The 26,413-nt window shown below is 64.1% G+C and carries 31 protein-coding genes; 15 read left to right on the top strand and 16 right to left on the bottom strand.

The annotated features are described in order from the left end of the window. Positions 1-139: 139 nt before the first annotated feature. Positions 140-517, bottom strand: coding sequence for a hypothetical protein (locus ACVJ5M_RS30625; protein ID WP_028159380.1), 378 nt, complete (start codon positions 515-517; stop codon positions 140-142). 183 nt (positions 518-700) lie between these two features. On the opposite strand from ACVJ5M_RS30625, the gene ACVJ5M_RS30630 reads away from it, so the two are divergent. From ACVJ5M_RS30630 to ACVJ5M_RS30640, 3 genes are all read left to right on the top strand, one after another. Beyond that, positions 701-2,110, top strand: coding sequence for an aldehyde dehydrogenase family protein (locus tag ACVJ5M_RS30630; protein ID WP_063984003.1), 1,410 nt, complete (start codon positions 701-703; stop codon positions 2,108-2,110). A 67-nt stretch (positions 2,111-2,177) separates the two neighbouring features. Then, a complete protein-coding gene (locus ACVJ5M_RS30635) occupies positions 2,178-2,738 on the top strand; it encodes a DUF2478 domain-containing protein (protein WP_063984004.1) in 561 nt (186 codons plus the stop codon). A 176-nt stretch (positions 2,739-2,914) separates the two neighbouring features. Further along, positions 2,915-3,883 carry a helix-turn-helix domain-containing protein gene (locus ACVJ5M_RS30640; protein ID WP_063986457.1) on the top strand — a complete coding sequence of 323 codons (969 nt, stop codon included), beginning with the start codon at positions 2,915-2,917 and terminating at the stop codon, positions 3,881-3,883. Positions 3,884-3,899: 16 nt separating this feature from the next. Here ACVJ5M_RS30640 and ACVJ5M_RS30645 read toward each other — a convergent pair whose 3' ends face one another. The 5 genes from ACVJ5M_RS30645 to ACVJ5M_RS30665 all read right to left on the bottom strand — a co-directional run bounded on the left by ACVJ5M_RS30645 (position 3,900) and on the right by ACVJ5M_RS30665 (position 6,817). Then, complete coding sequence (locus tag ACVJ5M_RS30645) at positions 3,900-4,478, bottom strand: TIGR00645 family protein (protein ID WP_085404852.1); 579 nt, start codon at positions 4,476-4,478, stop codon at positions 3,900-3,902. Positions 4,479-4,512: 34 nt separating this feature from the next. Then, complete coding sequence (locus ACVJ5M_RS30650) at positions 4,513-5,148, bottom strand: TerC family protein (RefSeq protein ID WP_354097871.1); 636 nt, start codon at positions 5,146-5,148, stop codon at positions 4,513-4,515. Beyond that, positions 5,145-5,507, bottom strand: coding sequence for a hypothetical protein (locus ACVJ5M_RS30655; RefSeq protein ID WP_354097872.1), 363 nt, complete (start codon positions 5,505-5,507; stop codon positions 5,145-5,147). The genes ACVJ5M_RS30650 and ACVJ5M_RS30655 overlap by 4 nt, the downstream gene beginning before the upstream one ends. A gap of 2 nt (positions 5,508-5,509) precedes the next feature. Then, positions 5,510-5,983, bottom strand: coding sequence for a TerB family tellurite resistance protein (locus tag ACVJ5M_RS30660; protein WP_354099531.1), 474 nt, complete (start codon positions 5,981-5,983; stop codon positions 5,510-5,512). Positions 5,984-6,436: 453 nt separating this feature from the next. Beyond that, on the bottom strand, positions 6,437-6,817 hold the full coding sequence (locus tag ACVJ5M_RS30665; RefSeq protein WP_354097873.1) for a nuclear transport factor 2 family protein: 381 nt from the start codon (positions 6,815-6,817) through the stop codon (positions 6,437-6,439). A 174-nt stretch (positions 6,818-6,991) separates the two neighbouring features. Between ACVJ5M_RS30665 and ACVJ5M_RS30670 the strand changes: the two genes are divergently transcribed. The 4 genes from ACVJ5M_RS30670 to ACVJ5M_RS30685 all read left to right on the top strand — a co-directional run bounded on the left by ACVJ5M_RS30670 (position 6,992) and on the right by ACVJ5M_RS30685 (position 11,614). Next, positions 6,992-8,749: an MOSC and FAD-binding oxidoreductase domain-containing protein gene (locus ACVJ5M_RS30670; RefSeq protein ID WP_063984009.1), complete on the top strand. Its 1,758-nt coding sequence runs from the start codon at positions 6,992-6,994 to the stop codon at positions 8,747-8,749. A 46-nt stretch (positions 8,750-8,795) separates the two neighbouring features. Then, positions 8,796-9,392 carry a redoxin domain-containing protein gene (locus tag ACVJ5M_RS30675; RefSeq protein WP_084795175.1) on the top strand — a complete coding sequence of 199 codons (597 nt, stop codon included), beginning with the start codon at positions 8,796-8,798 and terminating at the stop codon, positions 9,390-9,392. A gap of 51 nt (positions 9,393-9,443) precedes the next feature. After that, on the top strand, positions 9,444-10,910 hold the full coding sequence (pdxR, locus tag ACVJ5M_RS30680) for a MocR-like pyridoxine biosynthesis transcription factor PdxR (RefSeq protein WP_231144581.1): 1,467 nt from the start codon (positions 9,444-9,446) through the stop codon (positions 10,908-10,910). A 74-nt stretch (positions 10,911-10,984) separates the two neighbouring features. Next, positions 10,985-11,614: an FMN-binding negative transcriptional regulator gene (locus ACVJ5M_RS30685; RefSeq protein WP_354097874.1), complete on the top strand. Its 630-nt coding sequence runs from the start codon at positions 10,985-10,987 to the stop codon at positions 11,612-11,614. A gap of 52 nt (positions 11,615-11,666) precedes the next feature. On the opposite strand, the gene ACVJ5M_RS30690 is transcribed toward ACVJ5M_RS30685, so the two are convergent. Both ACVJ5M_RS30690 and ACVJ5M_RS30695 read right to left on the bottom strand, forming a co-directional pair. Continuing rightward, a complete protein-coding gene (locus ACVJ5M_RS30690) occupies positions 11,667-12,152 on the bottom strand; it encodes a hypothetical protein (protein ID WP_231144580.1) in 486 nt (161 codons plus the stop codon). Continuing rightward, a complete protein-coding gene (locus tag ACVJ5M_RS30695) occupies positions 12,149-12,745 on the bottom strand; it encodes a hypothetical protein (RefSeq protein WP_231144579.1) in 597 nt (198 codons plus the stop codon). Before ACVJ5M_RS30695 ends, ACVJ5M_RS30690 begins: the two co-directional genes overlap by 4 nt. Before the next feature lie 203 nt (positions 12,746-12,948). Between ACVJ5M_RS30695 and ACVJ5M_RS30700 the strand changes: the two genes are divergently transcribed. The 4 genes from ACVJ5M_RS30700 to ACVJ5M_RS30715 all read left to right on the top strand — a co-directional run bounded on the left by ACVJ5M_RS30700 (position 12,949) and on the right by ACVJ5M_RS30715 (position 16,761). Continuing rightward, a complete protein-coding gene (locus ACVJ5M_RS30700) occupies positions 12,949-13,779 on the top strand; it encodes a class II glutamine amidotransferase (RefSeq protein ID WP_063984013.1) in 831 nt (276 codons plus the stop codon). Between the two features lie 20 nt (positions 13,780-13,799). Beyond that, positions 13,800-15,026 (top strand): carboxylate-amine ligase, encoded by a 1,227-nt coding sequence (locus ACVJ5M_RS30705; protein WP_063984014.1) that lies wholly within the window; start codon positions 13,800-13,802, stop codon positions 15,024-15,026. 26 nt (positions 15,027-15,052) lie between these two features. After that, positions 15,053-15,274 carry a hypothetical protein gene (locus tag ACVJ5M_RS30710; RefSeq protein WP_175618061.1) on the top strand — a complete coding sequence of 74 codons (222 nt, stop codon included), beginning with the start codon at positions 15,053-15,055 and terminating at the stop codon, positions 15,272-15,274. Positions 15,275-15,621: 347 nt separating this feature from the next. Next, entirely contained in the window at positions 15,622-16,761 is a 1,140-nt protein-coding gene (locus ACVJ5M_RS30715; RefSeq protein ID WP_456679556.1) for a hypothetical protein, read from the top strand. 60 nt (positions 16,762-16,821) lie between these two features. On the opposite strand, the gene ACVJ5M_RS30720 is transcribed toward ACVJ5M_RS30715, so the two are convergent. The 5 genes from ACVJ5M_RS30720 to ACVJ5M_RS30740 all read right to left on the bottom strand — a co-directional run bounded on the left by ACVJ5M_RS30720 (position 16,822) and on the right by ACVJ5M_RS30740 (position 18,941). Next, positions 16,822-17,442 carry a hypothetical protein gene (locus ACVJ5M_RS30720; RefSeq protein WP_063984015.1) on the bottom strand — a complete coding sequence of 207 codons (621 nt, stop codon included), beginning with the start codon at positions 17,440-17,442 and terminating at the stop codon, positions 16,822-16,824. Positions 17,443-17,470: 28 nt separating this feature from the next. Then, a complete protein-coding gene (locus ACVJ5M_RS30725; RefSeq protein ID WP_063984016.1) occupies positions 17,471-17,806 on the bottom strand; it encodes a hypothetical protein in 336 nt (111 codons plus the stop codon). A gap of 85 nt (positions 17,807-17,891) precedes the next feature. After that, positions 17,892-18,044 carry a hypothetical protein gene (locus tag ACVJ5M_RS30730; protein WP_187387736.1) on the bottom strand — a complete coding sequence of 51 codons (153 nt, stop codon included), beginning with the start codon at positions 18,042-18,044 and terminating at the stop codon, positions 17,892-17,894. A 157-nt stretch (positions 18,045-18,201) separates the two neighbouring features. Further along, positions 18,202-18,405, bottom strand: a complete 204-nt coding sequence (locus tag ACVJ5M_RS30735) for a hypothetical protein (RefSeq protein ID WP_063984017.1) — start codon at positions 18,403-18,405, stop codon at positions 18,202-18,204. Beyond that, a complete protein-coding gene (locus tag ACVJ5M_RS30740; protein WP_208086100.1) occupies positions 18,402-18,941 on the bottom strand; it encodes a hypothetical protein in 540 nt (179 codons plus the stop codon). Before ACVJ5M_RS30740 ends, ACVJ5M_RS30735 begins: the two co-directional genes overlap by 4 nt. 401 nt (positions 18,942-19,342) lie before the next feature. On the opposite strand from ACVJ5M_RS30740, the gene ACVJ5M_RS30745 reads away from it, so the two are divergent. Further along, positions 19,343-20,350, top strand: a complete 1,008-nt coding sequence (locus ACVJ5M_RS30745; RefSeq protein ID WP_063984018.1) for an alpha/beta fold hydrolase — start codon at positions 19,343-19,345, stop codon at positions 20,348-20,350. A gap of 108 nt (positions 20,351-20,458) precedes the next feature. Further along, a complete protein-coding gene (locus ACVJ5M_RS30750) occupies positions 20,459-21,754 on the top strand; it encodes a DUF892 family protein (RefSeq protein ID WP_063984019.1) in 1,296 nt (431 codons plus the stop codon). 269 nt (positions 21,755-22,023) lie between these two features. Here ACVJ5M_RS30750 and gor read toward each other — a convergent pair whose 3' ends face one another. The 3 genes from gor to rpiA form a co-directional block, all read right to left on the bottom strand. Then, complete coding sequence (gor, locus tag ACVJ5M_RS30755; RefSeq protein ID WP_063984020.1) at positions 22,024-23,412, bottom strand: glutathione-disulfide reductase; 1,389 nt, start codon at positions 23,410-23,412, stop codon at positions 22,024-22,026. A gap of 131 nt (positions 23,413-23,543) precedes the next feature. Further along, positions 23,544-24,092 (bottom strand): DUF2059 domain-containing protein, encoded by a 549-nt coding sequence (locus ACVJ5M_RS30760; RefSeq protein ID WP_063984021.1) that lies wholly within the window; start codon positions 24,090-24,092, stop codon positions 23,544-23,546. 2 nt (positions 24,093-24,094) lie between these two features. Further along, positions 24,095-24,820, bottom strand: a complete 726-nt coding sequence (gene rpiA, locus ACVJ5M_RS30765; protein WP_028146742.1) for a ribose-5-phosphate isomerase RpiA — start codon at positions 24,818-24,820, stop codon at positions 24,095-24,097. 165 nt (positions 24,821-24,985) lie between these two features. Here rpiA and ACVJ5M_RS30770 point away from each other — a divergent pair, with 165 nt between their 5' ends. Continuing rightward, positions 24,986-25,660 (top strand): HAD-IA family hydrolase, encoded by a 675-nt coding sequence (locus ACVJ5M_RS30770; RefSeq protein ID WP_063984022.1) that lies wholly within the window; start codon positions 24,986-24,988, stop codon positions 25,658-25,660. A gap of 153 nt (positions 25,661-25,813) precedes the next feature. Continuing rightward, a complete protein-coding gene (locus tag ACVJ5M_RS30775) occupies positions 25,814-26,317 on the top strand; it encodes a hypothetical protein (protein WP_063984023.1) in 504 nt (167 codons plus the stop codon). The last annotated feature ends 96 nt before the right edge of the window (positions 26,318-26,413 follow it).

A 26,413-nucleotide genomic window follows, 5' to 3' on the forward strand; every position in this document is an offset into this window, starting at 1 on the left:
CGCCCACAACTTTAGGCTGGCGAACAGGCAAAGCGATTCTCTAGTTCAGGCGACGCGTGCAACATTTCCGGCGCCCGACCGGCCCAATCGGCAATTTCATTCTTGGGCTGCGTTTTAATTGCGCCTTTGGCCCAAGCCGCTAGTTCGGCCGCACCGACATTTCCGGCATCGGCTGGGTCAGCGCTTCGCCGAGCAGGCTCTGCTCGGCTTTCGGGATCGAGAAGCGCACCTTGAAGCCGTCCTCGGTTTGAAGCGTAATGATGCGCTGGGTCGTATCGGTCGCCTGCTCGATCGCCCAGGACGCCAGCGGATAGGCGTAGCGCAAGCTCTGGTCGCCGTAGCGGGCCTTCAGCGCCGCCTCGAGCAGCCCGGGCAGCGTCATGATGAGGGCGCCGACCTGGTTGAGCGAGACACTGACCGCGGCGGGGTTGCCCGCCAGATCCTCGAAGCCCAGCGAGATCGCGCCGCCGTCGGACGCCACCTCGCAGGTCGTGAGCTGCCTCACCTTGATTTCCATCGTCAGTCCCGGAACACGGTTCGCTATATTCATCACGATATATCGATATGTCCACCCGCGTCCAGCCCTGCTTTTCTGGAATTGATCGAACCGGCCGCCATGGTCGGCCCGGCGAAGTCGTGATATATAGTTCGATATAACGAGGCCCCGAACGGCCCGTTTTTGCAAGGGAGCGCAAAGCCAATGAGTGACTACAATCTTCTCATCGACGGCAAGATGGTGCCCGGCGACCAGACCATGCCGGTTCTCAATCCCGCGACCGAAGAGGTGCTGGCGCAGTGTCCGCGTGCCTCGAAGGCGCAGCTTGATGCCGCCGTCGCCGCGGCGAAGGCCGCCTTCCCGGCCTGGGCCGCGACCCCGATGGCGGAACGCCGCAAGCTCGTGAACGAGATGGCCGACGTGATCGAGGCCAATTCGGGCGAGCTCGCCCACATCCTCACCAGCGAGCAAGGCAAGCCGCTTGGCGACGCCACCGGCGAGGTCCTCGGCATGGCCGCGTTCTTCCGCTACCTCAGCTCGCTCGAATTGCCGATGAAGGTGATCGAGGATTCCGGTGACCGCAAGGTGGAAGCCTATCGCCGCCCGCTCGGCGTCGTCGGCGCCATCATTCCCTGGAACTATCCGCTGCTCATCCTCAGCTTCAAGCTGCCGTCGGCGCTGCTCGCCGGCAACACGCTGGTGGTGAAGCCGGCGCCGACCACGCCGCTGGCGACCCTGCGCTTCGCCGAGTTGATCAAGGACGTCCTGCCGAAGGGCGTTCTCAACTTCATCACCGACGCCAACGACCTCGGCGGCGAGATGACCAAGCATCCTGATATCCGCAAGATCTCGTTCACCGGCTCTTCCGCCACGGGGCAGAAGGTGATGGCGAGCGCGGCGCAGACGCTCAAGCGCATCACGCTCGAGCTCGGCGGCAACGACGCCGGCATCGTGCTCGACGATGTCGACCCGAAGAAGGTCGCTCCCGACATCTTCGAGGGCGCGTTCCAGAACTCCGGCCAGGTCTGCCTCGCCATCAAGCGTCTCTACGTCCACGAGTCCGTCTATGACGAGCTCTGCAACGAGCTGGTCGCGATCGCCAAGAGCACGGTGGTCGACGACGGCGCCAAGCAGGGCACCAAGCTCGGGCCGCTGCAGAACAAGATGCAGTACGAGAAGGTGAAGACGTTCCTCGAGGACGCGCGCAAGAACGGCAAGGTGGTCGCCGGCGGTTCGGCGATGGACCGTCCCGGCTATTTCATCGAGCCGACCATCGTGCGCGACATCCAGGAAGGCTCGAAACTGGTCGACGAGGAGCAGTTCGGCCCGGTGCTGCCGCTGATCAAGTACTCCGACAAGAACGATGCGATCCGCCGCGCCAACGCCACCACCTACGGCCTCGGCGCTTCGGTCTGGTCGTCCGACATCAAGCGCGCGCACGAAGTCGCAACACAGCTCGAGTCCGGTACGGTCTGGATCAACAAGCACCTCGACATGGCCCCGCACATCCCGTTCGGCGGCGCCAAGCAATCGGGCATCGGCACTGAATTCGCCGAGGAAGGCCTCGCCGAGTTCACACAGCTGCAGATCATCAACGGCCCGCCCGCGGCCTGATCGGAGAACCGGGGCCGCGGCGGAAACGTCGCGGCCCCAATTCTTTGCCGTCAAACGGAGGCCGACCATGTTCGATGCGCAATGCGACCTCGCCGCCCTCGTCTACGAGGCGCATCAGGACCCCGACGCGGTCCTGCGCAGCTTTGCGGCGGATCTGAATGCGCGTGGCCGTCGCGTCGTCGGCATGGTTCAGGCCGGGCAATGCGCGGATTTGAGCCTGTCGGCCGTGCTGCTTCACAGCGGCGAGACGCTTCTACTCGCGCAGGATTTCGATCCGGCCGCGCGCGGCTGCCGTCTCGATCTCGCGCGGCTGCAAAATGCGGGGATGCGGATCGCGGACGCGCTCTCGCATGGCGCCGATCTCGTCATCATCAACCGCTTCGGCAAGCGCGAGCGCGACGGCAAGGGCCTGTCCCATCTGATCGGACGCGCGCTCGACGCCGACATTCCCGTGGTGATCGCGGTTGGCAGAGACCATTTCGCCGACTGGATCAAGTTCGCCGGCGGCATGAGCGTCAGGCTCGGCTGCGAGCGCGACGCGCTGGAGGCGTGGTGGCGGAGCATCTCCACAAGCAACGCGCAGCTTGACGTCGGATCACATCCTACGGTGTGCGAAATTCTGAAGTGAACGATCTGAGCCTGCCGGACTCGCGTACTTGTCCGTGAAGTCCTCACAGCAGCGCGCCGACTTCCCCTGTCGCCGCCGCGCAGGCAGTAGTTTCCCGGAATATGGCCGACGGTCGGGCCTCTGATACGCTTGTGCGGATTCAACCCGCTCACCCCGACATGCCCTGGGATCCCGAAATGCCGGTACGTCGGCTAAAGCCATCGCGCGTCCTCGGCGTCGAGCGCTTCTCGGACTTCGACGAATTTCGCGCCAACGAGGTGCTCGGTCTCGGCACCAGCACGCCGCTCCGTCCGCGGGAATTCTCGCTGTCTCGCGCCATCCTGCCGCTCCGCGACGGGCTCTTCGTGCTCCAGCGCTCCTTTGCACGGCGGTATGAGGCCGAGATCGGCACGGACAACGGCGTCGGCCTCGTTGTTCCCCTCACCTTTCACTCCATCGCCAATGGCCGCGAGGTCGATAGTTCGATGATCGCCGTCATGCGCGGCAAAGCCCCCGTCAAGGCGATCGAGCATCACCCCAACACTTACCTGATGCTGCGCTTCAACTCGGACATGCGCCATCGCGGCTGGGCGGATTTCGACACCGGCCTCGCCTATGTCCGCACGCAGGACGATCCGATGACGCGCCTGCGCGCGGCTATCGTGGAGATGTTCTCGCTGGCGTCGGCATGCAACGATCCCCGGCAATTCGAGGCGCTCTACCGCCCGATCCAGGAAACGCTGCTCGCCGGCCTCGACGCCACCCTGCTGCCGGCAGGCGCACGCAGCGCCCGCCCCGGTTCATTCGACAAGCACCGCAAGCTGATCGCGCATCTCGACGACGTCGTTGCGCTGTTCGGCAGCAAGCCGCTCTACAGCGACGACCTCGCCGCCGCGCTCGGCGTGTCCGTGCGCACGCTCCAGGTCGCGACGCACGCGGTGCATGGCGTGAGCCTGCACCACTATCTGCGCCTCAAACGGTTGTGGGCCGTTCGCGTCCAGCTCATGACCGGGGGCGATGGCTTGACCGTCAAGGCCGCAGCGCTCGGTAACGGCTTCTGGCATCTGGGCGACTTCTCAAGGAGCTACAGACTGGCCTTCGGCGAAGCGCCGTCCGAGACGCTGGCACGCGGACGGCGTCCGTTGCATCTGGCCATCGGCGCCTGAGAGTGCGGATCGCCCCTCAGGCGTGACCCTTGCGGTGCCCGCTCTCGCTGATGCGGTCGACCCAGGCGATACCGATTGCGGAAATGATGAAGGTCAGGTGGATCAGCACCTGCCACATCACGCCGGACTCGGTGAAATTGCTGCGCGTGGTGCCGAGATTGCCGGCCTCGATGAAGGTCCTGAGCAGCGAGATCGAGGAAATGCCGATGATCGCCATCGCGAGCTTGATCTTCAGCACGCTGGCATTGACGTGGCTCAGCCATTCCGGCTCGTCCGGATGGCCGTTCAGGTTCAGGCGCGAGACGAAGGTCTCGTAGCCGCCGACGATCACCATGACCAGCAGGTTCGAGATCATGACGACGTCGATCAGTCCGAGCACGACCAGCATGATCTGCTGCTCGCTGGCGTCGAACGAGTGCGCGACCAGGTGCCAGAGCTCCTTCAGGAACAGCAGCACATAGACGCCCTGCGCGACGATGAGGCCGACATAGAGCGGCACTTGCAGCCAGCGCGAGCCGAAGATGAGCTGGGCGAATGGGCCGATTTTCGGTCGCGGCCCGGCGTGCGCCGAAGGTGCTTTGGGTTCAGGCGTCATGGATCACTCCGGATTGCAGGCAGGAATTGTCGCCTCAGAGACTCGCGATGACGGGCGCGAGCTCGAGCGAACCGCGATAGATCATCTCGAAGGCGACGTAAACGATGATGGCGAGACCGACATAGGCGATCCAGCGCTGCTTCTGCAACACCCGGCCGAGCAGATCGGCGGCGACGCCCATCATCGCGACCGACAGCAACAGTCCGAACGCGAGGATGTAGGGATGCTCGCGCGCGGCGCCTGCGACTGCGAGCACGTTATCCAGCGACATCGAGACGTCAGCGGCGACGATCTGCAACGCCGCCTGCCCGAAGGTCTTGCGCGACGCCGGTGCGCTGCCCGCGCTACCGCCATGGCTCAACGAGAGCTCGGTGTGCGCGGACTGCTCGCGCAGCTCGCGCCACATCTTCCAGCACACCCACAGCAGCAGCACGCCGCCGGCGAGCAGCAGGCCGATCACCTGCAGGAGCTGGGTCGCGACGCCGGCGAAGACGATGCGCAAGGCTGTGGCGGCGACGATGCCGACGATAACGGCGCGGCGGCGCTGCTCGGCCGGCAGGCCGGCGGCGGCAAGGCCGATGACGACGGCGTTGTCGCCGGCGAGCACGAGGTCGATCAGGATGACCTGGAGCAGCGCGGTCAGCGCGTCGGCGGTGATGAATTCAGTCATGATTGATCACTTTTCGATGCAGACGGATCGAGCCATTGCGGCTTCTTCCGCTCGACCCAATCCAGGACCTTGGAGCGCGAGGCGCGCAACGCCGGGACGTCTTCGGCGAGCAGTGCGAGGCCGAGCGGCAGCATCCAGATTCCGAGCACCGGCAGGAAGGAGAGCACGCCGCCAACGATGAGCAGCGCGCCCGAAGGGATCCTCACCCAGCGGCTGGACGGTTTGAGCAGATAGGCGACGGTGTCGCCCATGCGCGGCGGCAGGCGACGGACGAGTTTGTCGAGGCGCGGGTCGCCACCGGCCATCTGGCCGGTGGTGACCAGATTTCCTGTCGTCCGCTCGTCCGATGCTGTGCTCATGCTCACTCCTGCGCGGCGGCGCGCCGTTCAGTGCCTGCGCTGCCCGGCGCCACCGGCTTTGCGCGCGGCAGCACGAGCGTCAGCAGGCGCAACAGCTTGATCGCCTGCACCTCATGGGGATGCACGTCCTCGTCCGCAGCCGCGACGCGCTCCGACAGTTCCATCAAATGGGCCGACAGCGGCAGGTCCGAGACCGGACGCAACGTGTCGATCACCACATTGGCAAAGTCAGGCTCCTCGAGTCGTTCCGCCAGTTCGTCGAATATCGCAAACAGCCGGTCGTCACTCATGTGCGGCGCCAGTCCGCGATCCCTGATGAAGCGGATCACCTCGTCGCGCTCGACCGGCGAAACGCGCCGGTCGGCGAAGGCGACGAGCGCGCCGGCGATCACCAACGCGACCGCAGCCTGCTCGTTCAGCCTGGACGGTTCCGTGATCTCGATTTCGATCGGATTTGAAGTGGCGGCGTCGGACATCGTAGCTCCCTTACGTTGCGAAATGACCGCGCGGGGCTGCGATGGGGACGATTGAGTCGGAGAGAACTCGAGAAGGCCCGACGATCGGCCGATCCATCGCATTCGCGCGGGACAGGTCATCCGACATCGCAAGGTTTTGCCGACATTGTCGGCGTCCTCGCCAGAGGGGCCCGGATTCTTGTTCGCTCCAGACATAAAGATGGGTGGGCCGGAATCAAGGCAACAAGACTGCGACCAGCCGCCGCATCGGGTTCCGTGTCAGTGGATCTGGTTAACCAATAGTGCGCGTCTCTCCGTGTCCTGGACGCGCTGCAACGCCCTTCGCGTTGCTGCGCAGAGCCGGGACCCAGAAGGCCACGCATTCCGCCGCAATATGGGCCCCGGCTCAGCAGCGCACCGCCGAAGAGGCGCTGCGCTCCGTCCGGGGCACGAGACCGCCGTTTGACGCGCAACTTACCTCACGACCTCGACAAGATGCGCGCGCGATGGTGCGGGATCGAACTTCTCGCCGAAATACTGCGTCTCGTGCGCCACCAGTCCTTCGCGGAATTCCATGATGCTGACGACATAGGACGGCACGCCGTCATAGGTCAGCACGAACTCGCTCACCCAGAGATCGCCGCCGCCGACGATCCGGCGGACCGTGAAGCGCTTCTTGTTGGGCTGCACGAACCGGCTCTCCTGAATCGTCCCGCGGCCGCGGATGCGCTCGCCGGACTGCGGATAGTCGAGCACGGCGTCCTCACGGTAAATGTCGTGTTCGACCTCGAAATCATTTGCGTCCGACGCAGCCCAATGGCGCTGAAGGGCCGCCAGTATCGCCTGATCATCCATCGCGATCTCCCGTCTTGCGGTGTCTGCCGCCAGATCGGGACGCAGACAGCCGGCGACAAGACCGGCTAGCAACGTCTAACAACGACTAACGGGCCAAAATTCCGACATGGATGCAGATTGGCATTGCAGCGACCTGGAAACCGCCAGAGCCGCGCCGTCACGCCGGGGAACCCCATGGCCCGTTTGCTCTCCCTCAATGTCGGCCTGCCGCGCGACATCGCGTGGCAAGGCAAGACCGTTTATACCGGCGTCTGGAAGACGCCCGTCAGTGGTCCGCGCAGGGTGCGCCGGCTCAACATCGACGGCGATGGACAGGGCGATACCGCCGGTCATGGCGGCGAGCAGCGCGCCGTCTACGTCTACCAGCGGGAGTCCTATCAATACTGGCAGGAGCACCTCGGTCGATCGAACCTCGTCCAAGGTCAATTCGGCGAGAATTTTACCGTCGACGGCCTCGCCGACAGGGACGTCTGCATCGGAGATCGTTACAAAATCGGCTCTGCCCTGTTCGAGGTGACGCAGCCGCGCGTCACCTGTTACCGGCTGGGGATTCGCATGGAGGAGCCGGACATGGCCGCGCTGCTTGTCAGGCACGGCCGGCCCGGCTTCTATTTTCGTGTGATCGAGGAAGGCGACGTCGAGGCCGGCGACGAGATCACGCAGATCGCTGATGGCCCCGAACGCATGAGCGTGTCCGAGATCAATGCGCTGCTCTATCTGCCTCCTCACCCGCGCGACGGCCTGGAGCGCGCGCTGAAAATTCCGGCGCTGAGCGGCGGCTGGCGTCATTCCTTCGAGGCGCTGCTCGAGCAGCAGCGCAAGGATACGACGGCGGGAAACGCCGGGCTCGGCCCGGCGTCGAGCCCGCCTCCGGCCTGGCGCGGCTTCCGGCCGTTTCGCGTCGCGCGCAAGATCGCCGAAAGCGGCAACGTGACGTCGCTGATCCTCGAACCCACGGACGGACATCCCGTCGCCGCCGCCCTGCCCGGGCAATTCGTCGTCGTGCGGCTCGGCACCTCCACTGCACCGGCGATGACGCGCAGCTATTCGCTGTCGAGCCGCTCCGATGCCGCGTCCTGGCGCATCAGCATCAAGCGGGAAGCCCACGGCGCGGCGAGCCAATATATCGCCGACGAGGTCAAGATTGGCGACGCTGTGCAGATCGGCGCGGCGCGCGGAAGTTTCACGCTACGGCAAGATGCGCGGCCCGTCGTCTTGCTGAGTGCCGGCATTGGCGTAACGCCGGTGCTTGCGATGCTGCACGCGCTCGCCGCGGAAGCATCGACGCGAGAGGTCTGGTGGCTGCACGGCACCCGCAACGGTCGCGAACATGCGTTCGCCGCCGAGGTGCGCGGGCTGTTGGCTGGGCTGGCCCACCATCACAGCCATGTCTGCTACAGCGCGCCCGATCCAGGCGATCGCCTCAATGTGGATTTTGACACGATCGGACATCTGGACCTCCGGGTGCTTCAATCCGTCGGCGTCCCACGCGACGGCGATTTCTATCTGTGCGGGCCGGCACCGTTCATGACCGATCTCTCGCGCGGGCTTGCCGGACTCGGCATCGCAGCGGATCGCGTTCACACCGAGATGTTCGGCGCCGGACCATCCCTGACACCCGGCATAGCGTCCTCCCCGCAGAAGCGGGCGCACTTGCCGGCCGGCGCAACCGGCCCAGGCCCGATGGTCTCGTTCGCCCGCAGCGGCCTCAATGTCTGCTGGGGACCATCATATGCCAGCCTGCTCGAGCTGGCCGAAGCCTGCGACGTTCCCGTGCGCTGGTCGTGCCGGACCGGCGTGTGCCACAACTGCGAGAGCGGGCTGGTGGCCGGCGCGGTCAGCTATGCGCCGGATCCGCTCGACGCACCAGCGGACGGCAATGTCCTGATCTGCTGTTCACGGCCCCAGGGCGACGTCGTGATCGATCTGTGAGTGTCGGCACCCACGCCAGACATGCGAGAAGATATGGGAGAGTTCAATGCGACCTGACATGATGCCGGGAGTAACCTTCCCGGATTACGAGCTCAGCGACCACACCGGCAAGCACCGAAAGCTCTCCGAGCTGCAGGGTGGCGATCCAATGGTGCTCGTTCTCGGCCGCGGCGGCTTCTGTCCGAAGGATCGCCGCCAGGCCGAAGGTCTGCTGCAACTCCATCGCGAGATGGAGGTCGGCTATTGCCGGCTGGTCACGATCACCACCGACAACATCACCCAGACCAACGAATATCGCAGCGGCGTCGGGGCGCACTGGCCTTTCCTGTCGGATTCGCGGCGGATCGTTCAGAAGGATCTCGACATCGCCGAATACACCGATCCCGTCCACAATCCGATGATCCCGCATGTCATCGTGCTGGAGCCCGGCCTGCGCGTTCACAAGATCTATAACGGCTATTGGTTCTTCGGACGCCCGACCGTCGAAGAGCTGCGCCAGGATCTCCGAGCCGTCAGCATGAATTGCCGTCCGGACTGGGACATCACCGCGCCCGGGCTGAAGACCCTCTGGGATCAGGGCCGCAAGGAGCATTTTTATCCCTACGGCAAGGCTTACGTCGAAACTCTCGGCGAACGGGACTAGAAACACATTCCGGCATCGTCCGTTCGGACGAATGCCGAGCCAGGAATGTGGATGGTCCAGATGAAGACGACTCCCGGCGATCGCGCCGGCCGCATGGGCGCGCGCCAGATCTACGAAGCCCTGAGGGATCAGATTCTGACGCAGGTCTACGGGATCGACAGCCTGCTGCCGTCGTCGCGGGCGCTTGCCGGCGAGATGGGCGTGGCGCGCTCGACCGTGACCGTCGCCTATGAACAGCTCGCCGCCGAAGGTTTTATCGAGACACGCCATGGCGCGCGGCCGCGCGTTGCCCGCGCCGTCGTCGAACGCGGACGCGCGCGCGCCGCATCGCGGCCCTCGGCGCGCAGGCCGCTTCTGTCGGCCTTCGGCGAGCGGTTGCGGTCGGACCCGCCGCGCTGGACCGAGCCGCCGCGCGGGCTCATCGCCAACTTCCGCTATGGCGAGCTCTCGCCGTCGGATTTCCCGGTGCTGGCGTGGAAGAAGGCCGTGACGGCGGCGATGGCGCGCAAGCCCGAGCGGCTGGCCTATGACGACCCCTGCGGCGCGCTGCGGCTGCGGACCGCGCTTCAGGGCTATCTGTGGCGATCGCGCAGCGTCCGCTGCGAGGTCGATCAGATCGTTGTCGTGAACGGCTCGCAGCAGGGGCTCGACATCTGCGCGCGCCTCCTGCTCGACGCCGGCGACCGCTTCGTGATGGAGGATCCCGGCTACCAGATGGCGCGGCACACGCTCGCGGCAACGGGCGCCGAGACGGTGCCGATCCCCGTTGACGCGGATGGACTGGAGACAACGCGGCTCGACGGCATCGAGGCCCGGCTCGCCTATGTGACGCCATCGCATCAATATCCGCTCGGCGGCGTCATGCCGATCGGACGCCGGCACCAATTGCTCGCCTGGGCACGCAAGCACGACGCCTACGTGATCGAGGACGATTACGACAGCGAGTATCGCTACGACACCAGGCCGATCCCGCCGCTGCATGCGCTGGAGGGCAGCGACAACGTGATCTATCTCGGCACCGTCTCCAAGACACTCTCCCCGACCTTGCGGATCGGCTACCTGGTCGTGCCCGCCGGGCTGCGATCCCTGTTCGCCGCCGCCAAGCAGATCATGGACCGGCACACGCCGCTGATCGAACAGCACGCTCTCGCTTCGATGCTCGAAAGCGGCGCCTATGACAGCCACGTCAGGCGCGTGCGCCGGCGCAACGCCGAGCGTCAGCAGGCGCTGCTCGCCGCGTTGCGCCGCCGGTTCGGAGATCGCGTCCGGATCGAGGGCACGGCGGCGGGCCTGCACGTGGTGGCGTGGCTCGACGATCTGCCGCAGAAGCGCGAAGATGCATTGATCCAGGCGGCTCGCACGAAAGGCGTCGGCGTCTATCCCGTCTCCGCGTTGTTGGTCGGCCCACGCAGGGCGCGGAAGACCGTCGGTCTCGTCATGGGCTATTCGGCGCTGGAGATTGCGCAGATCGAGAGAGGCTGCAAGATTCTCGCGCAGGCCGCCGCCGAACTGGACTGATTAAATCATGTAAAACTGGCCGTTTCATATAGGCCAGATTTCGGCTATCTCCGCATCAAGAACGGAGACACGCCATGTACATCCCGCCCGCCTTCAAGGACGACGACATCGAGAGCATCCGCGCGACCATCCGCGGCGCCCGGCTCGCCAGCCTCGTGACGGCGACCAGCGAAGGTCCGGTCGCCACGCCCCTGCCGCTGTTCCTCGACGAGAGTGAAGGCGAGCACGGCGTGCTCTATGGGCATGTCGCCAAGGCCAACCCGCAATGGAAGCTCCCGCCGATCGGCGATGCGCTCGCCATCTTCAACGGCCCCGACGCCTATGTGACGCCGTCCTGGTATGCGACCAAGCAAGAGACGGAAAAGGTGGTGCCGACCTGGAATTACGTCGCCGTGCACGCCTATGGTCCGGTGGAATTCTTCCAGGAGCCGGAGCGCCTGCTCGAGGCCGTGACGCGGCTGACGAACAGGCACGAGGGCGCGCGCGCAAAGCCGTGGGCCGTCAGTGATGCCCCCGCCGATTTCATCGCCGCGCAACTGCACGGGATCGTTGGCGTCCGCATTCCCGTCGTGCGGTTCGAGGGCAAGCGCAAGATGAGCCAGAACCGCCCCGAGGCCGATCGTGTCGGCGTCGCGCAAGGTCTTGCGGCAAGCGAGGACGCGCATGATCGCGAAGCTGCCGCCCTGATCCCGCTTCCGGTCTGAGAGAGCGGGATTCTCGGTGCTGAGAGGCTTCACCGAGAGTCTCCGTGGACCATCAGCTTGCGCAGGAATGCGCGACGACGCGCTCGCCCCTCACAACGGCTTCCGCCAGTTTGCGCCCGACGTCACCGAAATCCGATAGGGCAAGATAGCCTTGCGCGTAGGCTTCCTGCGTCAGGCGTTCGAAGCGCTTGTCGTCTCCGGTCGACCATTGCTTGGCGATGTAGTCTGCCCCGGCTTTCCCGAAAATCTTGGGGTAGTGTTCCATGTCGTTCTGACGACGATAATAATAGTAGTCGATATGGGCGACGAATTGCTTCCGCCCCTCTCCCGCGCAACGCGATCCATAAGGGCGCTCGAACGCCAGAGCGGTCTCGCGGCGCAAGCCTGCGCGACCGTCCACGAAGATCTCTTCGTTGGAACCATAACCCGGACCATCGACCGGTGCTGCTGGTCGCTGGGCTGTCTTCTGCGGAGCGAATGCCCAGGCGGCGACCTGCCAGATGACAAGCGCCCAGACGATGAACCAGGCGCGGCTCATTTGAAGCTCGCCGACGCCTGCTGCCGTGGCAGGCATACCGGAGACGGATCAAACAACATACCAGGCCCGGTGAACCAGAGAACGACGTCGCGGATATCCTCCGGGAAGTCTTCCTTGACGATGCCCTTTTGTTTGAACGCCTCGGCCAGCTGCGCCTTGACGCGAACGTCCAGCGGCGTGGAATACGCGGCGTTCGCCCGATCGCGCTTCTCTTCACTGCAGAACATGCCCATTCTCGGATTTGGGCAGTCGTAGATCTTCACCCAGCCCCGCGCATAGGCCTCCGTAGCCGCCCTCAGGTTCGCCTTCATGGTGTCGTCGCACGGCGACATCGCGTAAGCGGTGCTTGCCTGCAATGCGTCCATCCGCAGTGCGTCTTGCTTCGGGTCCTTGTCGCTTTGCAGGGTGTGCTCCGCTTCCCAATCCTTCCGCTGCTTGGCCTTTGAATGCTCATCGCCGAACGAGGAACTGAGCGTGGGCCTCAATTCACCGACCAGCGAAACGTGCGACACCGGAAATCCGCGAATCGCCCAGGAGACGCCCACGAACGTGGAGACGAACGCCATGCAGGTGAAAAGAACAAATCGGCTCATGATGCGCACTCAAAATTCGCGCGCAACCTAACCGTGTCGGCGTTAAGAGACGTATTAATGCGCGGGTTCCCGCAATGCAGGGTAAATGAACGTCTAAAACACGCCGCAGAAATGATCCGGACTTTGCAGAACACATCGCGGGGGAACCCAACACAGGCGATCTTGTTGGTGAACCTTACGCCACATCCTGACAGGAAGGCCGCATGTGCCGCTGGATCGCATACCGGGGCGAGACCACCTCGTTCGAGCCTTACGTCACCGAGCCCGAGCATTCGCTGATCGCGCAGAGCATCCGCTCGCTGCAATCCACCGCGGGCTCGAACGGCGACGGCTTTGGTCTCGGCTGGTATGGCGAGCATCCGGAGCCCGGCCTTTACCGCGAGACCCGTCCGGCCTGGTCGGACGAAAACCTGCGCTACCTCTGTCGCCATCTGCGCTCGCATCTGTTCTTCGCCCATGTGCGCGCCGCCACCGGCACGGCGGTGACGCGGCAGAATTGCCATCCGTTCGCCTGCGGCCAGTGGATGTTCATGCACAACGGCTTCGTCGGCAGCTGGAATCGCCTGCGGCGCAAGGTCGAGGCGCTGATCCCCGATGCCTACTACCCCTCGCGGCTGGGCACGACCGATTCGGAAGCCGTGTTCCTCGCCATGATGGGCGCGGGACTCGACAGCGATCCACTTGGCGCAACGCAAGCCGTGCTGCAATCGCTGGTCGGCCTGGTCAACGAGGGCGAGCTTCGTGAGCGCCTGCGCTTCACCAGCGCGATCGCAAACGGCCGGGATCTCTATGCGTTTCGCGTCGCGGTCAACGATGCCGCCAACACGCTCTATTATCGCGAGGCCGGCGGCGGCCAGGTCGTCGTCGTGTCCGAGCCGTTCGACAAGGAAACGGACTGGACGGAAGTTCCGCCGAATCACGCGCTGGTCGCGCGCGCGTCCGAAAACGTGAAAATTGTTCCGTTCGACGTTGCAATTTCCGGTGGGTCCGACGCGGAACCGGCCCGCGTCATGCGGATTATTGCCCGCAGGTAATACCACTGCCGGGTGGCCCTATGACATTTGCTTCAGACGTTTTGAAACTGCTGCGCCTCGATTCCTCCGATGACAAGCAGCACCTCGTCATCCGCTCTGCCGGCGGACGCGGCAAGGCGGCTGAATATTCCTTCGGCATCGAGGAGGAATACTTCCTCGCCGATCGCCGCAGCTTCGAGGTCGCGATCGAAACGCCCAACGCCCTGTTCGAGTCGGTGAACTGGTCCACCGGCGGCCAGGCGATGCGGGAGATGCTGCAATCCCAGCTCGAGGTTGCCACCAACGTTCACGTCGATGTCAATGACGCCCGGGAAGAGCTGCGGTTCCTCCGCCGCGAGGTCGCCAACGTCGCCGCGCAATACGGCTTCGTCATCATGGCCTGCGGCACGCATCCGACCGCGGTCTGGCGGATGTCGCAGCCGAGTCCGAAGCCGCGCTACGAGGAGATGATCGAGGATCTGCGCAGCATCGGCCACCGCAACATGATGTGCGGCATGCATGTGCACGTCCAGCTGCCCGATCCCGAGAAGCGGATGGCGGTGATGCGGGCGATGCTGCCGCATCTGCCGCTGTTCATCGCGCTGTCGGCCTCCTCCCCGTTCTGGAATTCCCACAAGACCGGGCTGAAGGGCTACCGGCTTGCCGCCTATTCCGAGCTGCCGCGCACCGGCTTGCCCGAACTGTTCGAAACCAGGCACGACTACGACGAATATGTCGGCGCGCTGCAACGCTCCGGCGTGATTCCCGACGAGAGCCATATCTGGTGGGCGATGCGGCCGTCCATGAGGCATCCGACCCTCGAGCTTCGCGCGCCCGACACCTGCACTTTCATCGACGACGCCGTTGCCATCGCCTCGCTCTATCGCTGCCTGACGCGCCATCTTTATCTGCGGCCGCATCGGTCGAAGGAGGTCACGGTGGTCGAACGCGCGATTGCGGTCGAGAACAAATGGCGGGCCCAGCGCTACGGCACCGATTGCATCTTTGCCTCGAAAGACGGGCCGGTCACCATCTCGGAGCTGCTGGCCCGGATCATCGACGACGTCGCCGGGGACGCAGCCGCGCTGAACTGCGCCGCCGAGGTCGAGCACTGCCGGACCATCGTGGAGCGCGGCAGCTCGGCGGAATTCCAGCTTCGCGCCTATCGCGAGAATGCGGAGGACATCGGGGCGGTCTCGCGCTGGATCGCAGCCTCGACGATCTCGGGCGCGAGCGCTCCGATCGGAAGCGTTCGTGCGCCGTCATAGCGCCCGCGCAAGCTTGGCGAACGACAATGTCGCTCCTGAATTCGGTGATCGTGGAGGAACGCGTGAATCGCGTCACGTCTTGCGCTGGCTGCGGCCACGGACTTGTACCGCTGCTTTCGGCCAAGGGCCGCGCGGAGCTCAGCTGCCTCTGGTGCGAAGGCATCGACGCGCGAACGGTGGACATGGCGAAGTGGGCGGACAGCCCCATCGGCAAGCCCGAGCGGATCACACGTCAGCCGTTCGAATGAGCGGTTGCGCATGCCCGGCCGCCGGCCTTTGCTGATCGACGCGACCTGCGCGGCTGCACGATCGCACCAGGGCTTGCCGACAAATTAGACAAGACGCACCCCGTCGCCGGGGTTGCGGGCTCGGCGATGTGGCCCAGGCAAGGCAGCCTGACCTGCCGTCTAACCTCAGGTGCAATCTCGATTTTTCATCGCGCCGTGCGGAGCCGCCGAGCCCGCGCATCGTGCTGCATCCCGACTGGCCCAGAATTCGCAAGGCAGCGTCAGGCCTGATTCCCTGCTCCCACGAATTGGCGCAGCAAGATGCGTGCGCCCGGAGACCGGATGAGCGGCAAAGATCGGAGAGTGCCATGAACGTGCATGCCGCCGGCGATCTCAAATTTACCGGCCTCACCCATCCGAACGGCGCGCCACTGCGCCTCAACGCTCAGGATTTCGTGGCGATCGATCGCGACAGGAACGCCAGGTTCGAAGCGACGTACCGGCCGCAAGCCCTCTACAACCGCGCGAACGAGGGCTTCCACGCCAACAACGAAACCTTCCTCCTGCACGAAGTCGCGACGAACCTCCCGATCTACCGCCCGGACACCGGCCCCACCGATTTCCATCTTCATCTTCCGCCAGGCGGCTTTCAGCTCGTGCTGGTCACCTCGGGCGCCTTCACCTTCGACTACGACGGGCGCTTCTACAATGTCGGCCCCGGTGCGGTGATGTTGCAAAGCGCGATCGTCCACCGCCAGCTGTTCTACACTTGGTCGGGACTGTCGACCGAAGAAAACCTGAAGACGCCGCAGTCCGTGGTACCCGATCCGATCTCGATGGGCTACTCTGGCAAATTCCTCGAAGCCTTCGTGACCGATCCGACGACCTTTCCGAACCCGACGATCGTCGGTCCGGACCAGATCAACGAGGCCGAGACGCCGCGCGTGGCCTGGAGCCACCCGCTGCACAACCGGCCGGCCGACGCGGGCTTCTGGCTTCAGGATCCCCTCGCGCTGGACGCGCTGTTCAAGCCACTCGTCGACGGTCCGATCAAATCGGCCTTGCCGGTGTACGTGCGCGACATCGGCATCGAAGTGCCGAGCGGCCATCTCGTCACCGGCCACATCATCGCAACCGACCCACCCGGCCAGTCGCTGCTGCCCAAGAGCACGTCGATCGCCGCGGACCCGACCTGTTTCGCCAAGGGCGAGGTCGTGATCTATCGCGTCATTCGCGGCACAGCCGAGTTCAAGAAAAGGTCCGGCGAGGCATTTGAACTCTCCGCCGGCGATGTGGTGACGGCAGGCAAGGGCTCGATCAGCCTTGTCGGCCTCGGCGAAAACACCCAGGTCCTCAGGCTCGGCCTGCTGAAGGGCATGAACGAGCTTCGCGGCTGGACGCCGACGCAGCGCGACGAGATCGACGGCCTCGCCGGCCAGATCATCACGCAGAAGGACATCCGTCCCCTGCGCACCGAGGGCAAGCCGGTCGGGTATCTGTACGCGTAGCCGCGCAAAAAAGACGACCCGCCGAAGCGGGCCGTCGCGATCTCATTTGGCGCATGAACTTTAGCGCACTGATCCACTATAGAGCTGCCGCTCCTTGCGAACTTCGTCCGCGCCGTAGGGCTTGCTGGCGGGATCGAACGACTTCCATCCGGTCTTCTGCCAGGCCGCGCTGCGGTCACGCAAATTGACGGACGACTCGTTCAGGACCGCGTCAAGGCGGGATCGATCGGCATCTGCGACCCGCGCCGACACCAGCGTGCCTCCCCGACGCACGCCCTCGGCGTAGGAGTCCGCATCTTCCCGCGAAATGCCGGCCTCAGTCATCGCTCCGACGACACCGCCGGTGGCGGCTCCGGCGGCCGCGCCGACCGCGGTGGCGGCGAGCCAACCGGCTGCAACGACGGGTCCGAGGCCGGGGATTGCGAGAAGGCCGAGACCGGCGAGAAGGCCGGCAGTGCCACCCACGCCCGCACCGATGCCGGCGCCCTTGCCGGCACCTTCGGCGCGGTCGTCGACGCCATCGCGGTCACGGTCTACCTTCTTGTCGGTGTTGAACCAGCTGTCCGAATTATTGGCGACGATGCTGATGTCCGAATGCGGCACGCCGGCAGCTTCGAGACGCTGAACCGCCTGCTGCCCAGTGCTGTAGTTGTCGTAAAGACGAGAAATTGTAACGGTCATTGTGTGTCCTTCTTATTTGCTTAATGGCTTACTTGGCCGAATTGACGTTGCCTTGAAAGTCGACGCTGACCGCGGTGGCAGATCCACCCTTGCTGGCATGGCCGCGCCAAACACCGTTGTCGTCCTTCTTCAGTTCGGTGACGTTGGCGTAGCCGGCATCCTCGATCTTCGACTTGGCTTGTCCTTCGGTGAAACTGTTGCGACCTGCGACAGGAGCGTCGGAGTTGTTTTGCCCCGCGCTGTTGACCGCGCTGTTGTTCGGTCCGGACTGCGCCGGTGGATTTTGTGCCGAGGCCGGAGCAGCTGCGAAGGCGGTGGCCGCCGCGAATAAAGAAATGCAAACGATAAACGATGGGCGCTTCATGATGGTCTCCAGTGTCTAAGGAGTGATCCAAGCCCCCATCAGAGCTTTAGTTCCTACGTCTCGCGCTTTGACATCTCCTTCACGCTCAGGTTCTGAAGAATATCATCCACGTCATCACCATGAGGATGACTGCAAGTCCCACACTCACACCCAGCAGCATCAACACGCTGGGACCGAGCTCGCCTTGGCGCGCTTCGAGCGCAGTCTCAACGATGCGGCCGCTCTTGTCTCGATCCATGTCATCTGGTCCTTGCATTCCGGGGAAAGGTGACCGTTTGCCTGCGTCAGACCCGGCAGTGCTGCCCACGCCAAATCGTCCATGGGTCTCAATCGGACCCTTGGTGGTTCGTTACTATTGGCAAACGGTGAAAGCTCGGGCTCGAGATCTGCGCTGGCTATCCAGGCAAGCGGCGTCCCGGAGCGGTCAGACAGGAGTTGATATCGGCAGCCATCTTGTTCCGGTGTGCCTTGCTCAGCAGCGCATCCCGCTCTGGGCCGGGTTCAAGGTGCGAGGCCTCTTCACGCAGCCTCAGTGCATCAGCTGCGAGACGCTCGGCAAGTGAATCCGCCTGACGCACGCGGTTGCGCTTCTCATTCATGACGAACGCCCCTGCGTTGGCATCGGAATCAAATCAGCGCTTTGCGGCTGCGGTCGCGAGACCGGCGGCGTCGCGCCATCGAGCCACTCCTGCGTCTCCGCGAGAGCGAGCCAGGCATCGCCCATGCTCCTGAACTGCTTGCGCGCCGCGTCGTTGGCAGCGGTGTCTTCCAGCGTCAGGCAGTGCCCGGCATTCTGCCGAAGATGCTCGGACTGGCTCAATTGGATATCAGTGCTGCTCGTGGCATCGGCAGAGGTCTGCCAGGAGTTCTTGCACACAGGGCACCGCCACTGATTGACGAAGTTCCCGGTGGGCAAGTAGGTCGCATGCAAGGGAGCCGCCACTATTCGCCCGCAGGCGGTACAGCCGTTGGGCCGTTGTGACGGGGATTGCTGTGTCTCGTCCTGAACCGCTTTCGCGCTCCAGCGGCGATCGAACTTGCGGCAGAGATGCAGGGGATAGGAGATAACGTTCAATGCGCGCCTCCGGTTGTGGCGGGAGCGCGGCAGCGTCTCTCTGTCACCGGCGCCTGTCATGTCTGTGCGGGTGATATCCTGGATATGGTGTCGCAAATGACATTCACCAGTGCGCGGCCCCGAGGAACCACGCCTTTACCTCCGATCTACGGCATTTTCCGACTGCTGGCTGCATCGATTGGATTAGGAACATCTCTCCGTCCCTCCTGTTGCGTCTGCACGACATGATCCGTGAATGCGCATGCCGGGAGGTCCGGACCAGCACTGTTCCGGGTCCCAAGAAGGCGAAATCGATCCCTGCTCGATGGTGCTGATCCGGTCTCCGAACCGCACCCGCGACGCACGGAAATCTCCTCCAGCAAGAATCCGGCGCCATCGCGGTCGTGATGCGACCAAGGGCGTCAATGCGGAAGCGTCCCTTAAACTCTCCAACAGCTGGCCGCAGTCAGCGAAAGTGTCACATGCGCATACTGAAAAAACGTTCGCCATCTTTGGCGGCCACGGCCCTTCATGCTCTCGCAGAACATCCCTTGGCCTCCACGATTGCCGCGACGGCCGGCCTGCTCGCAGCGGCCGCGTTCGTCAATCGGCGCCTTGCCGACAAGGCGCAGCGTGATAATCCGCCCCAAGGGCGGTTCATCGACATCGACGGTGTTCGGCTGCACTATGTCGAGCGCGGGTCCGGACGCCCGCTGGTTCTGCTCCATGGCAATGGCAGCATGATCCAGGATTTCGAGTCGAGTGGCCTGATCGATCTTGCAGCCAAGGACTATCGGGTCATCGTGTTCGACCGTCCCGGCTTCGGGCACAGTCTGAGGCCGCGCAACGTGGTGTGGACGCCGGCCGCCCAAGCCGACCTTTTCAAAGACGCGCTTGCGCACCTTGGCGTCGACAAGGCGATCGTGCTCGGACATTCCTGGGGCGCATCGGTTGCGATCGCCCTGGCAAGCAGGCACCCCTCATTGGTCGAAGCCTTGATACTGGCGTCGGGCTATTATTTCCCGACGGCCCGCACCGACGCGATGATGGCGATGGCCGGGCCGGCGATACCAGGGTTTGGCGACATCCTCAGTCACACGATCTCGCCGATCCTCAGCCGCCTGATGTGGCCGACGATGCTGCGGCAGCTGTTCGGGCCCAAATCCGTCCCGGAAAAATTCGACGGCTTCCCCAAATCACTGGCGGTGCGTCCGTCGCAGCTTCGTGCGGGTGCCGCGGAAGCGGCGTTGATGGTCCCTTCTGCGATGCTGTCGGCGAAGACTTACGGCGAATTGGCCATGCCGGTCACCATCCTGGCCGGCGAGGACGACCGCCTCATCGACATCGACGAACAGTCCGGCAGGCTGCATGACGAGATCAAGCACAGCAAGATGCGTCGCGTCCCGAATGCGGGTCACATGATCCAGCAATCGGATACGGCTGACCTGATGGCCGCTGTCGACGAAGCCGCGGCGGAAACGCTGCATTGAGCCACCTGATTCTCCCGAGAAGCATCTGGTCGCGGCACGATCCGAATTAGGAACGTCCAACACAGCGCTCAGTTGGCCCCGGTATCTCCTGTAGTCAAAGGTCTTTCCATGTATCATCACGTCAAAAAGCTCATGTTCACAGTCCGGGTCGACGAGCCCGATCCCCGGTTCGGCAATATGCTGCTGGAGCAATTCGGTGGCGCCAACGGCGAGCTTGCGGCCGCCATGCAGTATTCCATTCAGGGTCTCAACTGCGAGGATCCCGACCGTAAGGATCTCCTCATGGATATTGGAACCGAGGAGTTGAGCCACCTTGAGGTCGTCGGATCGCTCGCGCGGCTGCACTTGAAACCCATGAAGTTCGATCGCGAAGCGGCGGAAGCCGATCCCTTGATCGCGATTGCCGGAGGCGGCGGTGTCAATCTGTTCAACTCGCAAGGCAGTGCCTGGACGGCGGACTATCTCAAGATCACCGGAGAACTCGACGTCGATCTGCGCAGCAACATCGCCGCAGAAGCTCGGGCCAAGATCGTCTATGAGCGCCTGATCAATTTCTGTGATGACGCCGGTACCAAGGACGCCTTGCAATTCCTGATGACACGGGAAATCACCCACATGAAGGCGTTCTCACGCGCGCTGGAAAGCATGAACAAGCCCACGTTCAGCATCGGCCGCATCGCTCCGACGCCCGGTCTCGTGGACCAGTTCTTCAACGATTCGACAGGGTCCGGCGACAATGGAGAAATCGACACAAGAGGTCCCTGGAATGAAGGCGAGGACTGGGTGTTCATGGAATCACCGGCACTCCAGAGCGGCGATCCCGGCGCAGCGCCTTCCATCGTTGCCGAAAGCTCGCCATCGGAACCGTCCGTTGGCCTTGACGACCTGCTGATCGATCAGCTGCGGGATCTCCTGCACGCGGAGAAGCAGTTGACCAAGGCATTGCCTCAGATGATCGAGGCTGCCCGCTACGACCAGCTCTCCGAGCTGTTCACCGTTCACCTGGCCGAAACCGAAGCGCAGATCGAGCGTCTCGACGAGTGCTTCGAACTTCTTGGGAAGAAGCCGCGCGCCAAGGCTTGCAAGGGCATGCAGGGGCTTGTCGAGGAAGGCGACGAAGTGATCAAGGAGGGCGCCAGGAAGGACGATGCCGCTGCGGATCTCGCGTTGATCGGTGCGGCACAGCGTGTCGAGCACTACGAGATTGCCGGCTACGCGACCGCCCGCAACCTGGCGCAGCAGTTGCGTCACACCGCCGTCGTCGCGCTGCTTTCCAAGAATCTGGCGGAGGAAGAGAACGCGGACCAGTTGCTCAATCAGGTCGCACGTTCGTTGATGTCGGTTGCGAAGATGCCCGCCGCCATCGAGCAGACCTTCGCCGAGGATGAGCCCGCCGGAGGCTAGGTCGGCCTTGAACCATTGACCACAAGGCAACGCGGCCCCTGCAGGGGCCGCTGCGCCACCACAGCCGGAAAGGATCTAGCATGCCCCCGAAGATCAAAGAACATACCTGCCCGCTGTGCAATGGAACCGGCTTTCCCAAATCCAAGGAGCCAACGCACCCGGGTCGCAAGATCTATCCAGTCAAATGCGAGTCCTGCCAAGGCAAGGGCAAGATATCGGAGATGACGTGACGTGATCTCAGTGCTTTGAGGTCGCGCTAAAGGCCGGTCCTACTCCGCCGCCTGCCGTACATGCCGCGCCGTCGGCGTGCGCATGGTGACCAGCTCTTCGGCCGCGGTCGGATGCAGCGCGATCGTCGCGTCGAAGTCGGCTTTGGTCGCCTTCATCTTCACCGCGATCGCGACCACCTGGGTGACCTCGGCGGCGCAATCGCCGACGATGTGGCAGCCGAGCACGCGGTCGGTCGAGCCATCGACGACGAGCTTCATCAGCACGCGGGTGTCACGGCCGGACATCGTCGCCTTGATCGGGCGGAACGTCGTCTTGTAGATGTCGACGTGGCTGAATTGCGCACGCGCCTCGGTCTCCGTCAGACCGACCGTGCCGACCTCCGGCTGCGAGAACACCGCGGTCGGAATGTAGGAATGATCGACCTGCACCTCGCGCTTGCCGAACACGGTGTCGGCAAACGCATGCCCCTCGCGGATCGCAACCGGCGTCAGATTGTGCCGGTGGGTGACGTCGCCGATCGCATAGATGTTGTCGACCGAGCTCTTCGAGAAATGGTCCACCGCGATGCCGCCATTCTCGGGGTTGATGGCGACGCCGGCCTTCTCCAGGCCGAGATTGGCGACCGACGGATGGCGGCCGATCGCGAACATCACCTGGTCGGAAGCGAGGCTCGAGCCGTTCGACAGATGCGTGGTAAATTCCTCGCCGTGCCGATCGACCTTCGCCACCGTGCAGCCGGTGAGAATGGTGATGCCCTGTTTTTCCATCTCGCTGCGGACGTGGGCGCGAACGTCCTCGTCGAAACCGCGCAGGATGTTGTCACCGCGATAGATCACGGTGACGTCGGAGCCGTAGCCGGCGAAGATGCCGGCGAATTCCAGCGCGATATAGCCGCCGCCCTGGATCACGATCCGCTTCGGCAGCTTCTTCAGATGGAACGCCTCGTTGGAGGAGATCACGTGCTCGATGCCGGGGATCGAGGCGCCGTGGTTGGGCGCGCCGCCGGTGGCGATCAGGATGTATTTTGCGGTGATCTTCCGGTCGTTCTCGAGCAGGCGGACGGTGTGCTTGTCCTCGATCACCGCGCGACTCTTGACGACCTGCGCGCCCGACTTCTCGACATTCGTCGTGTAGGCCGCTTCCAGCCGCGCGATCTCCTTGTCCTTGTTGGCGATCAGCGTCGGCCAGTCGAAGGTCGCGGGCGGAACGGTCCAGCCGAAACCGGCGGCATCTTCCAGCTCGTGACGGACATGCGAGCCGATCACGAACAGCTTCTTCGGCACGCAGCCGCGGATCACGCAGGTCCCGCCCATGCGGTACTCTTCCGCGATCATCACACGCGCACCGTGGCCGGCCGCGATGCGGGCGGCACGCACGCCGCCCGAGCCGCCGCCGATGACAAAGAGGTCGACGTCGAATTCAGCCATTGTCCACTCCGACCTCTTCTTTCAGCGCATGATCCGGAGAAGTGTGCAGCGGTTCTCCGATAGGATCATGCGCAAATAACAGCCTAAAGCGCGATGACGCGCTTCAGGGGTTTCTGATCAGATAGGTACTGTCAGATTTCCTTGCCACGCTTGCGCATCTCGGCACGGAAGGCACCCATCACGGTCTCGGAGAAGTTCTGGGCCCAGGAGTTCATGAAGGCCATGCTGAGGCCGATGGCGCGCGGCTCGGCGTCGATCAGCTTCTTGCCCAGCGGCGACTTGTAGAAGGTGACGAGGTCCTTCAGTTCCTGCTCGGTGAACTCGCTGGCATAGATCTGCGCCATGCCTTCGCCGATCTCGTTCTGGCGGCCGTTGAGCTGCTGGGCCACGATCGGCGCGACCTCGCTGAGCTCCTTCTGGTAGTTGAGATTCTGCTGGATCAGCGTGATCTTGGTCTTCTCGACCATGCCAGGCACGGCGCCCTGATACATCGCGGTGGCGTTCTTGATCTGCAGGATTTCCTTGGCCGCCGCGATCGCCGCAGGCGAGGCTTTCGGCGGGGCCGGCGCGGGAGCAGCCTTCTGGGCCGGCGCGGCCTGCTGCGCGATCGCCGGGACCGCCAAGACGGCCAGTCCAGCAGCAAGCGTCGCGGCCGGCAAGAATCTCAATACGCTCTTCATTCCTAGTCTCCTTTCGGCTTACGCCGTTCAATCACGCGAATTCCCTCGCCGCCCGCCAAAACGGCCGAGCTGGCCAAGCCGATAAACAAGCCATGCTCGACCACGCCGGGGATCGAGCTCAACGCCTTGGCGAGGCCAGGCGGATCCACGATGCGTCCGAGCTGAGCATCGAGAATCCAGTGGCCGCCATCGGTGACGAAAACGTGGCCATCCTTGTCGCCGCCTTTGGCTTTGCGGACCGCCATTTGCCCGGAAACGCCGCATTCGGCAAATGCCTTCTCGATCGCGCGGCGCGTCGCGCCGAGCCCGAACGGGATGACCTCGATCGGCAGCGGAAAGCGGCCGAGCGTCGGCACCCATTTGCTGTCGTCGGCAATCACGATCATGCGATCCGAGGCGGCCGCCACGATCTTCTCGCGCAGCAGCGCGCCGCCGCCGCCCTTGATCAGGTTGAAGTCGGGATCGATCTCGTCGGCGCCGTCGACGGTGAGGTCGAGATGATCGATCTCGTCCAGCGTCGTCAGCTTCACACCGCAGCGCTCCGCATCGAGGCGCGTCGCCTCCGAGGTCGGTACGCCGATCACTTTCAACCCGGCCTGCACGCGCTCGCCGAGCAGCTCGACGAAATGCTTGGCGGTCGAGCCGGTGCCGAGCCCGAGCTGCATGCCGTCACGCACCTCCTCGAGGGCGCGCGCCGCAGCCTGCCGCTTCAACTGGTCCATGTTCACGATGCGCCCGCCCCTGAATTTTAGAGTGTGCCGCCGATAGGTTGCTTGCGGCGGCCTATGTAGCCTCGTTTTTCCCGCCGGAACAGGCCTCCGGGCCGATCTTATAAGGTGAACTTATGGCTTCGGCCCTTGCGCCGATCCGGCCGGCCCGATAGCGCTGGAACCATGACCTCCCCTTACACCCTCGTCTTCGATCTCGACGGCACGCTTGTGGATACGGCGCCCGACCTGATCACCGCGCTGAATTTCGTGCTCGACCGCGAAGGGCTGCCGCCCGTGCCGATGGCCTCGGCCCGCAACATGATCGGCGCCGGCGCCCGCAAGCTGATCGAACGGGGGCTGGAGGCCGAAGGCCGCATGGTCACGCCGGCGGACATGGACCGGATGACGGCGGATTTCATCGCCTATTACGCCGACCATATCGCGGTCGAATCCCGCCCGTTCGAAGGGCTCGAGGCCGCGCTCGACCAGTTTGCCGCCCAGGGCCACCGGCTGGCGGTCTGCACCAACAAGCTGGAATGGCTGTCGAAGCGGCTTTTGGACCAGCTCGACCTCACCCGCCGCTTTGCCGCGATCTGCGGCGCGGACACCTTTGGCGTCCAGAAGCCCGATCCGACCATTTTCCGCGAGACCGTGGCGCGCGCCGGCGGGGCGGTCAAAGCCAGCATCATGGTCGGCGATGCCGGAACCGACGTCGGCGTGGCCCGGCGCGCCGGGGTGCCCGTGATCGGGGTCAGCTTCGGCTATACGGACGTGCCGATCGCCGAGCTGAAGCCGGACCGGCTGATCCATCACATGCGCGACCTGCCGGCCGCGGCCCACAGCCTGATGACTGCCTAGGAACCACAAGCCTCTGAGATAACTGCCATATTCTACGGAACCCTGCGTTAACCATCTATTAACTATGCGCAGCGCGCCGGTTGCTTGCTTGGAACGACGCTCGTAGGTTCGCCCGGGGATGTGGCGGTTCGTCGCAGTTAGAAGTGGGTGGTCATGCGTCGTGTCATCGCGATTGCGCTAGCGGGAGCGAGCCTTGGTGGCTGCTCCTCGATGTCTTGGGACATGTTCAAATCGGCGCCGCCGACCGTCCAGGTCCGGCTGGAATCCAATCCTCCAGGAGCTGACGCCACGACCTCGCTGGGTGCGGGTTGCAAGACCCCCTGCTCCGTCTCGGTTCCCGCCCCCGACGCGCCGTTCGCCGTCGCTTTCGCGCTGCCGAAATATCAGCCGGCCAGCGTGCCGGTGAACGTGATCAAGAATCCCGGGGATTTCACCACGCCCGCCTCGGTCACCACCGACCCGAATCCGGTGTTCGCGGAACTCCAGCCGGCAGTGCCGCCCAAGCCTGTGAAGAAGCCGCACCGGCCGAAGAAGCCGAAGCCGGCCGCAGCCGCCGCGGCACCTGCGGATGCCGCACCCGCTGCGGCCCCTGCGGATGCTGCACCTGCTGCGGTGGCGGCCTCGCCGTTTCCCGATCCGAACGCAGGAAAGCGCTGATCCAGGCGCTGATTACGTATACCACCCGATTGTCCTAACCGCGTCCGATGCTTAGATTGCTTCCAGAGCACCACTGAAGCAAAGGTGCGCCCGTCG

It is taken from the genome of Bradyrhizobium sp. S3.7.6, assembly GCF_054061875.1.

Bases quoted from the DNA above. Each gene is read 5' to 3' on its own strand.
- ACVJ5M_RS30725 (WP_063984016.1), bottom strand. From the start codon at position 17,806: ATGAAGCGCCCATCGTTTATCGTTTGCATTTCTTTATTCGCGGCGGCC.
- ACVJ5M_RS30645 (WP_085404852.1), bottom strand. From the start codon at position 4,478: ATGACGCCTGAACCCAAAGCACCTTCGGCGCACGCCGGGCCGCGACCG.
- ACVJ5M_RS30640 (WP_063986457.1), top strand. From the start codon at position 2,915: ATGCCGGTACGTCGGCTAAAGCCATCGCGCGTCCTCGGCGTCGAGCGC.
- ACVJ5M_RS30750 (WP_063984019.1), top strand. From the start codon at position 20,459: ATGTATCATCACGTCAAAAAGCTCATGTTCACAGTCCGGGTCGACGAG.
- ACVJ5M_RS30650 (WP_354097871.1), bottom strand. From the start codon at position 5,148: ATGACTGAATTCATCACCGCCGACGCGCTGACCGCGCTGCTCCAGGTC.
- ACVJ5M_RS30635 (WP_063984004.1), top strand. From the start codon at position 2,178: ATGTTCGATGCGCAATGCGACCTCGCCGCCCTCGTCTACGAGGCGCAT.
- ACVJ5M_RS30695 (WP_231144579.1), bottom strand. From the start codon at position 12,745: ATGAGCCGATTTGTTCTTTTCACCTGCATGGCGTTCGTCTCCACGTTC.
- ACVJ5M_RS30690 (WP_231144580.1), bottom strand. From the start codon at position 12,152: ATGAGCCGCGCCTGGTTCATCGTCTGGGCGCTTGTCATCTGGCAGGTC.
- ACVJ5M_RS30735 (WP_063984017.1), bottom strand. From the start codon at position 18,405: ATGAATGAGAAGCGCAACCGCGTGCGTCAGGCGGATTCACTTGCCGAG.
- ACVJ5M_RS30685 (WP_354097874.1), top strand. From the start codon at position 10,985: ATGTACATCCCGCCCGCCTTCAAGGACGACGACATCGAGAGCATCCGC.
- ACVJ5M_RS30760 (WP_063984021.1), bottom strand. From the start codon at position 24,092: ATGAAGAGCGTATTGAGATTCTTGCCGGCCGCGACGCTTGCTGCTGGA.
- ACVJ5M_RS30625 (WP_028159380.1), bottom strand. From the start codon at position 517: ATGGAAATCAAGGTGAGGCAGCTCACGACCTGCGAGGTGGCGTCCGAC.
- ACVJ5M_RS30715 (WP_456679556.1), top strand. From the start codon at position 15,622: ATGAACGTGCATGCCGCCGGCGATCTCAAATTTACCGGCCTCACCCAT.
- ACVJ5M_RS30660 (WP_354099531.1), bottom strand. From the start codon at position 5,983: ATGTCCGACGCCGCCACTTCAAATCCGATCGAAATCGAGATCACGGAA.
- ACVJ5M_RS30705 (WP_063984014.1), top strand. From the start codon at position 13,800: ATGACATTTGCTTCAGACGTTTTGAAACTGCTGCGCCTCGATTCCTCC.
- gor (WP_063984020.1), bottom strand. From the start codon at position 23,412: ATGGCTGAATTCGACGTCGACCTCTTTGTCATCGGCGGCGGCTCGGGC.
- ACVJ5M_RS30710 (WP_175618061.1), top strand. From the start codon at position 15,053: ATGTCGCTCCTGAATTCGGTGATCGTGGAGGAACGCGTGAATCGCGTC.
- pdxR (WP_231144581.1), top strand. From the start codon at position 9,444: ATGGTCCAGATGAAGACGACTCCCGGCGATCGCGCCGGCCGCATGGGC.
- ACVJ5M_RS30770 (WP_063984022.1), top strand. From the start codon at position 24,986: ATGACCTCCCCTTACACCCTCGTCTTCGATCTCGACGGCACGCTTGTG.
- ACVJ5M_RS30775 (WP_063984023.1), top strand. From the start codon at position 25,814: ATGCGTCGTGTCATCGCGATTGCGCTAGCGGGAGCGAGCCTTGGTGGC.
- ACVJ5M_RS30720 (WP_063984015.1), bottom strand. From the start codon at position 17,442: ATGACCGTTACAATTTCTCGTCTTTACGACAACTACAGCACTGGGCAG.
- ACVJ5M_RS30655 (WP_354097872.1), bottom strand. From the start codon at position 5,507: ATGAGCACAGCATCGGACGAGCGGACGACAGGAAATCTGGTCACCACC.
- ACVJ5M_RS30670 (WP_063984009.1), top strand. From the start codon at position 6,992: ATGGCCCGTTTGCTCTCCCTCAATGTCGGCCTGCCGCGCGACATCGCG.
- ACVJ5M_RS30700 (WP_063984013.1), top strand. From the start codon at position 12,949: ATGTGCCGCTGGATCGCATACCGGGGCGAGACCACCTCGTTCGAGCCT.
- ACVJ5M_RS30745 (WP_063984018.1), top strand. From the start codon at position 19,343: ATGCGCATACTGAAAAAACGTTCGCCATCTTTGGCGGCCACGGCCCTT.
- ACVJ5M_RS30675 (WP_084795175.1), top strand. From the start codon at position 8,796: ATGCGACCTGACATGATGCCGGGAGTAACCTTCCCGGATTACGAGCTC.
- ACVJ5M_RS30665 (WP_354097873.1), bottom strand. From the start codon at position 6,817: ATGGATGATCAGGCGATACTGGCGGCCCTTCAGCGCCATTGGGCTGCG.
- ACVJ5M_RS30730 (WP_187387736.1), bottom strand. From the start codon at position 18,044: ATGGATCGAGACAAGAGCGGCCGCATCGTTGAGACTGCGCTCGAAGCG.
- ACVJ5M_RS30630 (WP_063984003.1), top strand. From the start codon at position 701: ATGAGTGACTACAATCTTCTCATCGACGGCAAGATGGTGCCCGGCGAC.
- ACVJ5M_RS30740 (WP_208086100.1), bottom strand. From the start codon at position 18,941: ATGACAGGCGCCGGTGACAGAGAGACGCTGCCGCGCTCCCGCCACAAC.